Consider the following 13960-nt stretch of genomic DNA (forward strand, 5'->3'; position numbering starts at 1 on the left):
AGCGGGCTGCCCTCGGCCTCCTGGACCTGCTGCTCGCCGGGTGACCCCCACGTCCGTGGGGAGCGGCTTCAAGCCCGAGCATGATCCCTCCCTTTCTACGGGTGACCCCCACGTCCGTGGGGAGCGGGCTGCCCTCGGCCTCCTGGACCTGCTGCTCGCCGGGTGACCCCCACGTCCGTGGGGAGCGGCTTCAAGCCCGAGCATGATCCCTCCCTTTCTACGGGTGACCCCCACGTCCGTGGGGAGCGGTTCATCACCGACTGCACAGCGGCGGCCGTCGCCGGGTGACCCCCACGTCCGTGGGGAGCGGGGTGAGGTAGGCGGGGTATCGGGGTACGGCTGCGGGTGACCCCCACGTCCGTGGGGAGCGGCCCGATACCCCGCATACCTCACCATGGGCCGCCGGGTGACCCCCACGTCCGTGGGGAGCGGCCCCGGAAAGAGGCCGAGGTCACGACCGCGATCGGGTGACCCCCACGTCCGTGGGGAGCGGGTACGTGCTGGTACCGCTGGAGCATGTCCCGGCGGGTGACCCCCACGTCCGTGGGGAGCGGGTTAGCGTCAGCCTTAGTTGACAGGGAGATCGCGGGTGACCCCCACGTCCGTGGGGAGCGGGAGACCGAGCAGGGCTACCAGTTCACGCCGCGCGGGTGACCCCCACGTCCGTGGGGAGCGGGCCGTGAGCAACAGGTTCAGCATTCGCCTCGTCGGGTGACCCCCACGTCCGTGGGGAGCGGCTTCACCTGCTCACCCCCGCCGAGACCCCGTTCGGGTGACCCCCACGTCCGTGGGGAGCGGCAAAAACGGCGGCTGGGAAAGACCATGAGCGACGGGTGACCCCCACGTCCGTGGGGAGCGGGAGTCTGTAGTGGAGTCTCGCGTTTCCCTTCCCGGGTGACCCCCACGTCCGTGGGGAGCGGGCGGGCCTGCGAAGTCATGGCGTCTCCTCGTCCGGGTGACCCCCACGTCCGTGGGGAGCGGTACGGCGAGAAGAAGGTCATCCGGTTCAGCACCGGGTGACCCCCACGTCCGTGGGGAGCGGCCGGTCTACCTGGAGACCCCCGGTAAAGGGCACGGGTGACCCCCACGTCCGTGGGGAGCGGACGTCCGGCGCGACCGGTGCCAGCGCGGGCTACGGGTGACCCCCACGTCCGTGGGGAGCGGGACAATCAGACCCCCAACGAGGACCAGGAGGACGGGTGACCCCCACGTCCGTGGGGAGCGGATAGGGCCGCGGTTAACCGCCCCGGAGGCTCGCGGGTGACCCCCACGTCCGTGGGGAGCGGTCGAGTCACACGTGGGCAGAGGCTCAGTCATCCGGGTGACCCCCACGTCCGTGGGGAGCGGCATACCTCAAGGGTCTCCTCGGGCAGTTTCGCCGGGTGACCCCCACGTCCGTGGGGAGCGGTTCGCCAGCCTCACGGGCCGCGGTCATCATCGCGGGTGACCCCCACGTCCGTGGGGAGCGGGCCCACGGGGAGACTCACGGCCGCCTGCTCCGCGGGTGACCCCCACGTCCGTGGGGAGCGGACTTCCCGACCTGCGGGTTTATTGCAGATCTTCGAGTTCTGCCGAAATGATGACATCCTCTGTCGTCTTAAAGCGGATGAGTTGCAAGCCGTCGTAGTCGTCGACGACGCGTCGGCGTTGTCCGCTAGTGGAGATGTTGTATCCCTGCTCGGTGTGTGCGGGGTTGATCAGTACGGCGGCGCCGTCTTCGATGCTGGCGGCGACGGCGCTCCAGAGCTCATCGCGGACGCGGCTTGAGACGGTTCCGACGTAGAGGCCTGGTGCTGGTTCGGTGAGCCAGCGTGTCAGGGCGCCCCGGACGTGGTCGGGTACGGCGGTGACCGAGATGACGATCATGGATGCCATGTCGTGTCACCAATCGGGTTCGGCGTAGTTGACGCCGGCCGGGACTGATCCGGTGATGGGGTCCCAGAGGTGGACCAGGTCGGCGGTGCGGTGAGCGGTGCGGGTGATCTGGTCGGGGTCGAGAAGGTGCTGCAGGTCGTTGACGATGGTGGGCATGAGCCTGAGCAGTTTGAACTGTTCTCGTAGGCGTCGTCTGGCTTGCTGTTCAGGGCGGTCGCTGTCGTGGAGGGAGAAGGCAAGGGGAATGGTGACGCGTGCTTTGTACAGGTCGGCGATGTCGTAGACGAAGGCGTGCTGTTTCCCGCTGTGGACGAAGCCGAGGGCCGGGGAGCACCCCAGGGCGAGGATGGCGGCGTGGACGATGCCGTACATGCAGGTGTTGGCGGCTGACAGGGCGAGGTTGACGGGGTCTTGGCTGTCCCAGTTGTCGCGGTCGTAGTTGCGGCGGAAGCGCTTGATGGAGTGCTGGGCTGTCAGGAGCCGGTAGTGGGTCTTGACGTGCTGCCCTTCGAGTCCCCGTAGCTGGGCCAGGGTGAGTCCGTCGGGGATGTCTTCGTCTTCGAAGCGCATGCGGTACATGCGTTTGGCGATGTCGAGTTTTTCCTCCGGGTCGGCCCAGGCGGTGACCTGGCGTTCCAGCCAGGCGGTGGTCATGGAGGAGGAGGTGAGCCCGGCGTAAGTGCGTACGCCGCCTGATCCTGTGGCTACCAGTGTGGTTCCGTGGCGGCTGATGGTGGCCAGAGCGGGCTGGGTGATGGACGTGCCTGGGCCCAGCAGGATGCAGGCCAGGGAGGCGGTGGGTAGATAGGTGCGTTCGATTCCGTGCTGGGTGTTGATCTGAGCGCATACTCCGGTGTCGTCCTGGACGACGCGGACGGCTTCCAGATACAGGAATGACAGAGAATCGGCGACGCGGGGCAACATGGCCAGTGTGGGTGCGGCCAGGCGTTTGCGGGCATCGGTCATGCCAGGACTCGCAGGCTCAGCAGTCCGGCTCCGTAGGCTTTGGCACGCCCGATGCCGCTGAGGACGGCGTCGCGCAGGGCGTCGGGGTCGGTGACGGTGGCGGTGCCTTCGAAGCGGCGTAGTCCGTGGCGGATCCAACGGCGTGGATCGGGCCCCTTTTTGGCGACGGCGTCGGGCAGGGACACGGTGGAGAACTGGCCGGGCTCCATGCCGCAGGCGGTGGCTTTGTCCCTCCACCAGGTGTCTGCGGCTGCCCCGTTGAGGGCTCGGATCTTGCCCGCTGCCTCACCGATCGCGTTGCGTTTGCTGGGGTTGGCGGTGATCCGGTAGGCGACCTTGGTGCCGACGGCCAAGTGTTCGAGTAGGGGGCTGATGTCGCGGTGCTCGATGGTGCCGTATCCGCTGGGGATGCGGTCGACGCCTGGTTCGGCGCGGGTCTGGATGAGGATGGCGGTTCGGCTCGCGGTCTCGTCGATGCGGAAGAGGACGCCGGCCTGTTGGCGGGCACGGTCACCGAGGTCGTCGGGCACCAGCAGCATCAGCCGCCGATGGAGGCGCTGAAGGTCGCCGAGGTCGGTGATGGCGTTGCGATCGGCGGGGTTGAGCGTGATTCTGGTGAGGTGAAGTGTCATGTGGCGGCCTTGATGTAGTCGCTGAGGGCCAGTAGGTGGGTGCGGCCGCGGCCGGTCCACAACGCGCGCGGGAGGGTTTCGCGGCTGGAGCTGATCTGGCGTGTGGTGTGCTTTCGGGCCCTGGAGGTGAAGGAGACCGGGACGTCGTCGAGTTCGGTGATGGCGGCGGCGCCCGGTATCCGGCCCTCGTAGAGGAATTCCAGGATGGGTTCGGCCTTTTCTGGCAGACGCGCCGGCACCGGTACACGCTGGAGTTCGGCGACCGGGTCGCTCGCGTTGGCGTGGAGTAGCAGGGGCTGATCGGGTGGGCAGGAGCGCCGTCCCAGATACAGCGGCCAGTGCGGCGCCTTCAGAGCCTCGGTGATGGAGGTGCAGGTGTCGGCGGGGCCGGTGACGGCGATGGTGAAGGCGGCATCGGCTAGGTAGTACCGGTTGGACACCAGGGTGGAGGCGTTTTCGCCGCGGCGTTTGCCTTCGGCGGTGGGCAGCGCCTTCTTGGCGGGCAGCCCTCCTCCGACGGTGTGGAAGTCCATCATGGACACTCCCGGCCGGTCGATGCGGACGGTGATGGACAGGGATGTGAACTCGTCCAGAGGGGCGCTGCGCGGCCGTCCGAGAGCGTTGGCGAACAAGCCGATGAGGCCGCTGCGGGTGGGGAAGCGCTGAGTTTCGCGGCGGTTGAAGGCCGAGTGCTCACCCCAGGACTGCATGGGAGCACTCAGCCGCAGAAGGAACCCGCTCACTGCTCGCCGCCGTAGGCGGCGGTGACGGCCTGGTCGATCAGGTCGTGGTAGGAGCCGACGCGGGGGCCGAGCCCGGTCAGGGAGGGCTTCTCAAGTCCGGCGTGGCCTTCGAAGCGAAGCCCCGTCTGCCCCCAGAGCAGGTTGAGCTGCCGGGCGTAGTCGGCCAGCTCATATCGCGCGGCGAGGCTGTGGCCGCTGGTGCCGCCGAGAGGTGTTTCGAAGGCGCCGGCCAGGGAGAGGGGGCGGTCGACGCGGACGGCGAGGTGGCACAGCTCGGGCAGCGTGTTGGCCGCTGTGGAGTTCTGCTTGCCGGTGGGCAGGGTGGAGATGAACGCGGTCAGGAAGGCGCTGGTGAGTTCCCTGGCCATCTTCTCGTCGCCGTTGAGGTTGTGGAGCAGGCCGCGGACGTTGACACAGGCGTAGCGGTAGAAGACGCCTGCGGCGAACTCGGCGCTGTTCATGTGGCCGCTGCCGCGATCATCGGCGGAGTTGAGGTCGTCGACGGCGGTGAAGAAGTCGATCTCCGGTGCGGTGCCGTGGACGGTGAAGGCGTGGGCGACCTGGACGGCGCCGTCGACTTCGGTGCTGGGCAGCTCGGCCAGCATGCGCCCGAACAGGCTGATGGTCCCGTTGCGCCCGGACAGGACCGCGAGGATCTCATCGCCGGGCAGGATCGCCTTCGGGGTCTTCTTGGTGGCCTCCGCCAGGATCGCTTCGCGGTGGGTGACGGCCAGGTCGGCCAGCTGGGTGATGACGCCGGCCGGAAGGTACATCAGCACCGAGGTCGAGCCGTCCTTCTCCAGCTTCAGGCCTTTGCCCGTCGACAGCGCCACCTGTGCCGCAGCGGCCTCGGCCTCGGCGGGCTCCCACCCGTAGTCGGGTCCGGTGAGGTGCCCGGCGACCTCGGTGAGGATCCTGCGGGTGCGTACGGCCGGGTCGGCCAGCTGGCGTTCGATCTCAAGGCGGACCTGACGTTTCCAGGACTGGCTGGAGACCCGGGTGCGGGTGGAGCCCCCGTAGACGACGGTCTTGGGAGCGCCGAGGTCATCGCGGTTGAGGTTGGACAGCGGGACCGGCTGGATGAGGCTGATGTCGATGAACATGAACGGCTCCGTTTCAGGATTCGGTGGTGAGGCTGCGGTGGTAGTCGCGCAGCCAGCGGGCGGCGATGTAGGGGCGGTGGGTGTTCCAGGTGGACAGGTCGACCAGCAGCTCAGCCCAGTCGATGGGGACGGCCTCCGCCTTCAGGCGTCCCACCAGGCGCGGGAGGTGCGGGAGGACGCCATCGAGGTCCTGGCGGCACATGTGGTGCAGCCGCGCTTGCGTGGTGGCCTGCGAGAGGAATCTGCCGTTGACGGCCAGCGCCAGCGTTCGCCCGAGACTGGTGGCCCCCGCTGAAATGGCCTCACCGGATTCCTCCGGTGCCTCGTCGGTGACGGCCTCGGTCTCCTGGCCCTCGGCCGCAGGCTGATCGCGGGCGGTGGTGGAGGCGATCAGGCAGGCGATGGCGATGTGGGCTCGCTCGGCATCGGTGGCGATGTCGTCGGCGGGGACCAGTGGGATCACCGTGGCGAAGGCGGCCTGCCCGGACTGGTGGTCCATCGGGCGGCCGAGCCCTCGGCGCAGGACCGATCGCGGCCCCGGCCGGGAGGTGACCCGCCCTAGACGGGCGAGGAAGGTCTGGGCGCGAGCGAGGCGCTCGGCGCGGACGCCGGTCGCGGGGCTGGTCATGAGCGGCCTCCAGTGGGCTGCGTTGAGATACCGAAGACGCGTTTGCGGTTGAGGGCGAATGCACGCGCCATGCGCGGTGTCACCGAGGGGTAGTCCAGGACGCCGTCGTAGGCGTCCAGCGCCAGCCGCACGAACTTCGGGCGTGGATCGTCCTCGCCACCGAGGTCGTCGCGCAGCAGCTGCCAGAACAGTTGCTCGGCCGCCGGCCAGTAGCGGGCCAGGCCGCGCGACGGCCAGGCACCGGAGGACAGTTCCTTGCGGACGGGTTTGCCACTGCCGTTGCTGGGGTCGTTGACGGCGGTCCACGCAGACCGCAGCGCGGCGGCGAGGTTGCTCGCGTACCGCTCGGCCTCACTGCGCAATCGGCTGATGCGCCAGGCTCCGTCTCCGGAGAGCATCAGCTGCAGGATCTGTGGGGGCGTGGTGGCGGTGATGTACATCGAGTCGCGGGTCTGCCCGTCCTGGTCGAAACCGAAGGAACGCACCCGCAGCGACTCCAGAAGGTCGAACGGAACTCCCGTCTCCAGCCCCTCGAACACGCCGGGACGGCGGCGATGGTCATGACCGACATCGGCCAGCAGCAGCGAATCGAGATCACGCCACAGGTCCCTATCGGCATCGGCGAACCGCGCGTACTCCTCGCCCTTGCTGTTATGCAGGTACACCAGGTACGGGTCCTTGACCTCCGGCACTGGGAAGCGCCATGCCCAGGTGAGGCGGCAGTCGATGACCGTGGGGCCGTCGGGGGAGGGACTCAGCAGCACCGCGTGCTGGAAGCGACCGGTGAGCACACCGGCCACACCGCTTGGTGCCGGTGGGGCCGCCGCAGGGTCGGGAGGCTCATCGCGTTCCCAGGGCGCCGCATCCTCCCCGTCGGGATCCACGACCGGGTAGGGCACCGACAGCACCAGACTCTGGAACACCGTCGGGGCGAGTGAGTGGTAGGAGATGGTTCGCCGCAGCGGCCCGCCGAGGCTGTTGGCATTGGCGACACCACCGACGGTTCGTGAGGTACAGCGCCCGGACGGGCCGTAGAACAGCAGTGTCAGCAGGCCCCACAGGGCATCCACCGGATCCAGGGGACGGGCGTCGAGGTCGGTGTTGTGATCCCACAGCACCTGGTTGTTGCCAGAAGGCCGCCGGGGCACGAGCTTGTTGACCCCCGAAGTCTTCTCACACTGCGTGGCAAGCCTCGGGTCTTGCAGGAACGGTCGTGCCCCGAACAGGTCGAACCTGTCCTTCCAGCGCTCGAAGTAGTCTTCGACGGTCTCAGGATCGAAATGACCCTTCGTGAGTAGCACCGCGCGTCGCGCTGCCCAGTCGTCGAAGCCCCTGCCGGGATCATCGAGTCCTGTGACGCGTGCGGTGAGGACGGTGAGAACTCGTGACAGCCCGGATGCTGCTGGAGCGAAGGGCCACTGGATGTCGGTGAGGCTGTGGGCCCGCTTGAAGAAGTCGATCAACCCGGACGGATCGGGAGCATGGTCGCCGATCGGGGTGAGCCAGGGGCGGGTGAGGAGATCGAAGGAGGGTGAGTTCACAGGCGACTCCCGTCGCTGGTGGTGATATACAAGGTCAACAACTCCTCATGTGCATGAGGGTCAGTCGATGGCATGCAACGCCGGCGGCAGTACGCGATACCACTCCCCACGCGCGTGGGGGTCAGGGCGGACCGGGCAGATATGGCAGGTCCACCGTTTTAACCGCTCGCATTTACGGGGGTGGGCATACCGCTTTTGCGGGGGAGCCCGTCAGCAGTCCCCAATGGACCATCGGGTCACACGAGGACGGTACAGGATGTGAATCGATCTCCACCAAGATGGCATGTAACACCGGGAGCAAAGATGGCATGCGAAGCCGATGTCACCGTTCCTGCAGACCGCGTTCCTTAGTCAGCTCGAAGGATCGGTCGCCCAGTCGCACGATCGTCGGGGCACCACGGGAAGGCGTATCGCAGACGATGGCGGTGATGGAGCGCAGATGCGGGTCTTTCGCCCATGAGGCCGGTGCCTGGTTGGTGACTCCGCTGATCCAGGTGGAGGGCACGGGGACGCTCTTGGCGACCACCGCTCGCACCCCCTCGCGCGGCAGACACTCGTTGTCTGTGACCGACGGCGGTGGCAGCTTTCGGTCGGGGACGGGGATGGTCGCGTGCTCGTCAAGCCATAGCCGACCGTCGTTGCGGTAGAGGCAGACGATGCGGCCGGATTCGGCGCCCCAGCGAGTTCCCAGGCGCTCCTCGTCGAGACCTGCACTGAGTTCGGAGAGGTCGCGCATGTCGGCGGGCGTCGGGATGGCCGCCTGCCTCGCTTTTCCTCTCCGGAGGCTCTCCCCGGCCAGATGCGCCAGGTCGGCCTCGGTGAGTTCGGCGCCAGCGAGGAATGCCGCGTCGTAGACCGTGTCGATCAGACTTTGGACGTCACCGGGAACGTCCACGACATCGGTGAGGGCGTCTAGGGTCCGGATCATCAGCGCCTCGTCGTAGATCCACCTCTTGGGCAGGCGCAGTTCCCCCTTCTTTCCGGTCGGCACCATGACGGCCAGGCGTTCGCTCGCCCAAGCCGGCCGCACCAGCGGGGTCTTGAGCTGTTCGGCAACGTGGCGCCACAGGCGTCCCGCCCGCTGCAGCAGCAACGCCATCGGCGCCAGGTCCGTGACCAGCAGATCCAGGTCTATGTCGAGCGATTGCTCTATGAGGGCTGTGGAGATCAGGATGGTCGCCGCTCGCTTCCCATCGGGTCCGCGGCCCTCCTTTCCCAGGCGAGCCAGAATCTTCCGGGTGTGCTCCTCGCGGTCCTCGACGCGGAACCGGGAGTGCAGCAGCCACACATCGACTCGGGCACCGGAGCCCTGCACCCAATCGCGGACGGATTGGAACGTCTCTTGTGCTTCGGCGACGGTGGTACAGATGACCGCCCCGGTTCCTCCCGCATCAAGCAGCGGAGCGAGCTCGCCGGTGAGGACGCCCAGCCGCTCGGGTACGCCGTTGACCAGGGGAACCTCGTGCCTGGTGATGGCGAGTCTCCGGTGGCGGGATGCGACCTGGAACGGGTGGACCTCGCCGGTGACGGCGCAGGCGTAAGCCCAGCCCGGGTAGGTGACCGGCTGCCGATCGCGGCCGTTCACTTGGCCGGCGCCTTCGAGGTAGGCGGCGATCAGGCGGTTGGCCATCCGTCCCGAGACCGTCGCCGACAGCAGGATTACCGGAGTGCCGGTGGCGCCCAGCCAGTGCAGCAGGCGCAGCAGGAGTCCCTGCATGTAGGCGTCGTAGGCGTGCACCTCATCGATGATCACCGTCTTGTTGGCCAGCCCCAGCATCCGCAGCACGTTGTGGCGGACTTTCACTACCGCCAGTAGCGCTTGGTCGACCGTCCCCAAGGCCCAGTTGGCCAGCATTCCGCGCTTGTGGCCGCGCAGCCACTCCAAGGCGCGCACCCAATCGCGGGAGCTGACCCCGTCGACCCGCCCCGGCTCGGTAGCCGGGTCGTAGGCCTTGCTCAGCCATGCCATGGAGTGCAGGAGTGTGAGAGCCGAGCGTGAGGTGAGGTGCCGATTGAGGTACTCCTCGACACGCTGGTAGGCCTGGTCGGCGGTGGCCATGGTCGGCAATCCCAGGAAGAACCCGCGTCGCCCGCTCGCCTCGCCCATGAGCCGGGCGGCGTGCCATGAGGCCTCGCTCTTGCCCTCCCCGGTGGGGGCGGTCACCAGCAAGATGCCCGCTCCCCGCAACAAGCCGGGAAGGTTCTGCGCGATCGAGGCCTGCAGGTCATTGGGGTCGAAGGGGAACTCCTCGGCGAAGCTCCCGGCGTCGACCGTCGCCCCGCCTAGTTGTGCGGCCTCCACGAACCCGGGAGCGTCGTGGCGCGCCGCTTCGAGATGCGCCGCCAGCACACCCCGGCCAGCCTGGGCCGGTACGGACCCTATGCGTGCTGCGATGTAGGTGACCTGGCTGGCCAGCCAATCGGCGAGGATCACGATGGCGGTGATGAACACCGCCCCTTCCTTGGTCAAGGATCCCGTCGGGGTAGGGGAGCCGAACAGCTCGTGCAGCGCAGCCACTAGAAGGCGCCGCTGTTGATCCCACTTCCCCCACCCCAGCCAGGGCGCGTACTTGCCCGGTGCGCCCATGGCACGCCCATCCAGAGGCGAGTATCCACCGTGGTGGCCGCCCAGCAGCTGTGCCAGGCGCACGCACTCGGCATCGCTTCCCGCCGTGAGTCCCCACAGATCCCGCAGAGCCTCGGCGAGGAAGGTGTGCACCGCGAACGCGTGGTTCTGGTCGTTGCCGGCCACGACCGGATAGCCCGAGAGCTTCGCGAACGCATCGGCGTCCTTCCTCACGAAGGCCTCGGTCACCTTCCCGGTGTCGTGCAGGGCGGCAACGAAGGCCACATATGAGCGACCGACGGCTTCATCGACCTTCAGCTGCCCGCAGAGCCATCCGCGCACTCCCGGCGACAACAGCCTGTCCCAAAGGACCTCCGCGAACGCCCCTGTGTCAAGGCAATGGCACACCAAGGGATACGTCGACTCCAGATCCCGAGACTTCCCCCACAACCACATGTCGATACCCGACATCCAGTCCTCGGTCATCGCCCCTCCAGCTCATCGAGAACGCGAGAGAGGCTAGAGACCAACCCCGACAAGAACGTGCTCGATCACCTGTACGCAGTCATGGCGGGAAATGTCGTCACACGCTCCTACCAGGCCCGCCGCAGCGCTTTCGCCGGACTCGGGAGGCAGCCTCCACCGAGCTTTCTCCCCCGAACGCTGAAGCCACTGGGATTCGTGCGCCTGGCAATAGCGCAGGGTCCGCCGGTCCACCTCCGCCGCTGCGGCGGCCTCTCCGCTGGGAGCCCTCGCTTGCGCCATGCCTGCGCGCGGCCCAAGCACGTTCCACCAGCGCCGCCAGGCCACCGGCATGCGCGGCCGGGACCGTGATGCCCGGCTCGACGCTCTCGCCATCGGCGGGTGTGACGATGAAGCTGAAGTACGAGGAGAACGACGACTCCCGTTCCGCCAAGATGTCGGGGCAAGCTAGCTGCAGCGACACGCCAGGGTGGGATGTCGAACCGAGGGATCACTGCAATGCCAGCCTCGGAGGTAACCTGCATGTGGCGGTCAACCTGCGCCGTTACCTTCGGGTACTCACCGCCCTAAGAGGGCTCGGAACATGGCATGAAGCCGTCCCTGCTGGCGGCGACCGCGAGTACTCACCGCCCTGAGAGGGCTCGGATTGCCCGGGTGCCGGATGCAAGCTTGATCCGGGTACACCGGGCCGTAGCACGGCGACCGGGAACAGGCCCGCCTTTCGGTCGAGGCCCGCTCTGGAACACGCGGCCGAGGGGCAGTTACGGGATGGGCTTGCAGGTTCCATCTACCTGCCAGGCGTGACAGTTCCAGCCGGGATCGGACTTCATGCAGACTCGGCTGTAGCGCGTGTTGCCGACGCACTTGTACTCGATGTAGTACTGCTGCGCGTTGGCGGTGCCGCCGGGTGCGAGGCGGTCTAGGAGCTGGTTGATCAGCGTGCGCATGCGGGTTCCCTCCAAGAGCGTGCCGGGCCGCATAAGAGGACGTGAGCGGGGCGAAGGATTCGGAGACGCGCGTCATTCACCTGACGGTCCGCCGGTAACACGACCGGCTCGCCAAGCGCCGCGATCGCCTCCAGTGCTCGCTTTTCATCGTGGTCGCGCCCCAGTTCCCGGGCCAGCTCGATGGTCCGCTCGTGCAGGGCCAGCGCCTCGCCGGGACGGCCCGCCGCCTCGAACGTTTCGGCGTAGGTGTGCAGGAAGTCCAGCTCCCACTGCGCCTCGCCCAGCTCCTCCAGGATCGAAAACGCCGCCCGGTGCTGCTCCAAACCCTCCTCCGGTGAGCCCATGATGCGTAGGGCGACGCCGAGGTAGTTGAGGCACCAGGCCTGATTGTGCCGGTGATCGTCCTGTTCGGACTGTCGCAGCGCGTCGCCGAGGGTGGCCAGGGACGCCGCCGGGTCTGAGTAGGCCAGTGCGACGCCGAGGGTGACCAGGCCGGTGATCTGCGGGACGCCGTCGGCGTGGTCGACGGCCGCGCGGGCCAGCTCGGCGGCCTGGTCCGGCCGCCCGAGGTGGAGGGCGACCCAGGCCTCGAAGGCCAGGGCCTGGGAGAGCCCGGCGCGGTATCCGATGTGCTCCATGAGCTGGTGGGCCAGGGTGAAGGACGCACCGGCCGCGTCGAGTTCGCCGAGGTCGAGCAGGGTGTAGCCGCGTCGCAGCGCCAGCCCGGCGCGGTCCTCGGCGTCGAGGTCGTCGGTGTGGACGCCGTCGTAGGCCGCGAGTGCCTTCGTGGGGTTGCCCGCGGCGGCATGGGCGAAGCCGAGGTCGAGGAGCAGTGCGCTGCGCGAGGGACGGTCCCCGAGCCGTTCGGCTGCCTGGACGGCGGCCTCGAAAAGCCGGACCTTCTCGCCGGTGCCAGCGCGGCGGAAGAACCAGGCGCGCATCGCCTTGGGGAGCACCATGGCGATCTCGTCGGCGCCGACGGTGACGGCGGTGTCGAAGCAGGCGATGAGGTTGGCGTACTCGCGGTCGAACCAGGCGAGGGCGGCCGCCCGGTCGCCGGGCAGCGTCTCGCGGCGGTGCAGGAAGGGGATGACCTTGTCGTGGGTGACGGCGAGGTCGAGGTAGTGGCGCAGGACCCGGTGTACGGCCTCGGCGGCGCGGGGTTCTTCGGCGGTGGCCAGGTCGGCGGCGTAGTCGCGGATGAGGTCGTGGAGCCGGTAGCGGCCGGGCGCGGGTTCCTGGACGAGGTGGGCGTCGACGAGCTCCTCCAGGACGGCGGCGACCTGGCCGGGCCGCAGCTCGGCGAGGGCGGCGACCACGGCGGCGTCGAAGTCGCTGCCGGGCAGCACACCCAGCAGGCGAAAGACGCGCCGCTGCTGGGAGTCCAGCTGCCGCGCCGACATCTCGAAGACGGCGTCGAAGCGCCCGGCGCTGTCGCGCAGGCGCTCGGCGAGGACCGCCACCGTCCACCCTGGACGGTGCAGAAGGCGTGCCCCGGCCATCCGCAGCGCCAGCGGAAGCCCGCCGCACTGCTCCAGAACCTGGGCGACGTCGGCGTCCGACGCGATCCCGGCGGCGCGGGTGAACAGGTCGGCAGAATCGGCCCGGGACAACGGTTCCAGCGAGACCGGTGGGACGCCGTGCAGGCCGACCAGGCGGTTGCGGCTGGTGATGAGCGCCGCCGACTTGCCCGCGCCGGGCAGCAGGGACGCGACGTGGGCGGCATCGACGGCGTTGTCCAGAACCACCAGGACGCGCCGCCGTGACAGCTCCGAGCGCCACAGCCCGGCGCGTTCCTCCATGTCGCCGGGGATCCGCGCGACGTCGAGGGCGCCGAGGAGCCGTTCCAGCGCGACGAAGGCGTCCAGCGGCTCCTGACCGGGGGTGAAGCCGCGCAGGTCGAGGTAGAGCCCGCCATCGGGATAGTCGCCGGCGACCGAGTGGGCGGCGTGGACGGCGAGGCTGGTCTTGCCGACCCCGCCCATCCCGTCGATGGACACCGATGAACCCGTGGCGAGGGTCTTCTTCACCATCGCCAGCTCCAGCGAGCGGCCGGTGAAGTCGGCCAAGTCTGCGGGCAGGTCATTGCGGCGCGGGGCGGGCATGGCCTCGGCCTTCATCGCCTCCGTCCACAGTGGGCGCAGTGGACGCGGGTCGCGTCCGACCGCCTTGCACAGGGCGACCAGCGCGTCCCAGGGCGGCACGAGCTGCCCGGTGAGGTAGCGCGACAGCGAGGAGTTGCTCAGCCCGGTGGCGCGGGCGAGGGCACGCTGGCTGAGCCCGCTCAGCTCTTTTAGCCGGCCGAGCCGTTCGACCAGCTTCTCGCGTTCTCCCGCCACCCGGGACACGCTACCGTCCCGCCCCACCCGAAGATCTTTCAGTGCCGTTGTTGCAGGTCAGAGCGTCTCGGAGTGTCCCACGGTGTCCCACGGACCGCGCCGATCACCACCGCCGGGTGGTCCCATCGGTCTTACGC

General features: G+C 68.5%; 10 protein-coding genes and 1 CRISPR repeat array. All 10 genes read right to left on the reverse strand.

All coding sequences use genetic code 11. From position 1 onward, the window contains the following. Window positions 1–37 precede the first annotated feature (37 nt). Window positions 38–1530: a CRISPR direct-repeat array (repeat unit 29 nt; unit sequence CGGGTGACCCCCACGTCCGTGGGGAGCGG). Between the two features lie 18 nt (window positions 1531–1548). Then, complete coding sequence (gene cas2e / locus QSK10_RS15460) at window positions 1549–1875, reverse strand: type I-E CRISPR-associated endoribonuclease Cas2e (protein WP_285663505.1); 327 nt, start codon at window positions 1873–1875, stop codon at window positions 1549–1551. Between the two features lie 6 nt (window positions 1876–1881). Further along, window positions 1882–2841: a type I-E CRISPR-associated endonuclease Cas1e gene (gene cas1e, locus QSK10_RS15465; protein WP_285663506.1), complete on the reverse strand. Its 960-nt coding sequence runs from the start codon at window positions 2839–2841 to the stop codon at window positions 1882–1884. Next, window positions 2838–3473 carry a type I-E CRISPR-associated protein Cas6/Cse3/CasE gene (gene cas6e / locus QSK10_RS15470; protein WP_285663507.1) on the reverse strand — a complete coding sequence of 212 codons (636 nt, stop codon included), beginning with the start codon at window positions 3471–3473 and terminating at the stop codon, window positions 2838–2840. The genes cas1e and cas6e overlap by 4 nt, the downstream gene beginning before the upstream one ends. Next, the gene (gene cas5e, locus QSK10_RS15475) at window positions 3470–4216 is read right to left on the reverse strand and encodes a type I-E CRISPR-associated protein Cas5/CasD (RefSeq protein ID WP_285663508.1); all 747 of its coding nucleotides are present in this window, start codon (window positions 4214–4216) and stop codon (window positions 3470–3472) included. The genes cas6e and cas5e overlap by 4 nt, the downstream gene beginning before the upstream one ends. Further along, window positions 4213–5319, reverse strand: a complete 1107-nt coding sequence (gene cas7e, locus QSK10_RS15480) for a type I-E CRISPR-associated protein Cas7/Cse4/CasC (RefSeq protein WP_285663509.1) — start codon at window positions 5317–5319, stop codon at window positions 4213–4215. The genes cas5e and cas7e overlap by 4 nt, the downstream gene beginning before the upstream one ends. 13 nt (window positions 5320–5332) lie before the next feature. Then, the gene (gene casB / locus QSK10_RS15485; protein ID WP_285663510.1) at window positions 5333–5947 is read right to left on the reverse strand and encodes a type I-E CRISPR-associated protein Cse2/CasB; all 615 of its coding nucleotides are present in this window, start codon (window positions 5945–5947) and stop codon (window positions 5333–5335) included. Further along, the gene (casA, locus tag QSK10_RS15490) at window positions 5944–7488 is read right to left on the reverse strand and encodes a type I-E CRISPR-associated protein Cse1/CasA (protein ID WP_285663511.1); all 1545 of its coding nucleotides are present in this window, start codon (window positions 7486–7488) and stop codon (window positions 5944–5946) included. Before casA ends, casB begins: the two co-directional genes overlap by 4 nt. A gap of 322 nt (window positions 7489–7810) precedes the next feature. Further along, a complete protein-coding gene (cas3, locus tag QSK10_RS15495) occupies window positions 7811–10540 on the reverse strand; it encodes a CRISPR-associated helicase Cas3' (RefSeq protein ID WP_285663512.1) in 2730 nt (909 codons plus the stop codon). Window positions 10541–11298: 758 nt separating this feature from the next. After that, a complete protein-coding gene (locus tag QSK10_RS15500) occupies window positions 11299–11484 on the reverse strand; it encodes a hypothetical protein (protein WP_285663513.1) in 186 nt (61 codons plus the stop codon). Next, entirely contained in the window at window positions 11472–13823 is a 2352-nt protein-coding gene (locus tag QSK10_RS15505) for an ATP-binding protein (protein WP_285663514.1), read from the reverse strand. Before QSK10_RS15505 ends, QSK10_RS15500 begins: the two co-directional genes overlap by 13 nt. Window positions 13824–13960: the final 137 nt, after the last annotated feature.

It is taken from the genome of Actinorhabdospora filicis, assembly GCF_030269765.1.
GTDB classification, from domain to species: domain Bacteria; phylum Actinomycetota; class Actinomycetes; order Mycobacteriales; family Micromonosporaceae; genus Actinorhabdospora; species Actinorhabdospora filicis.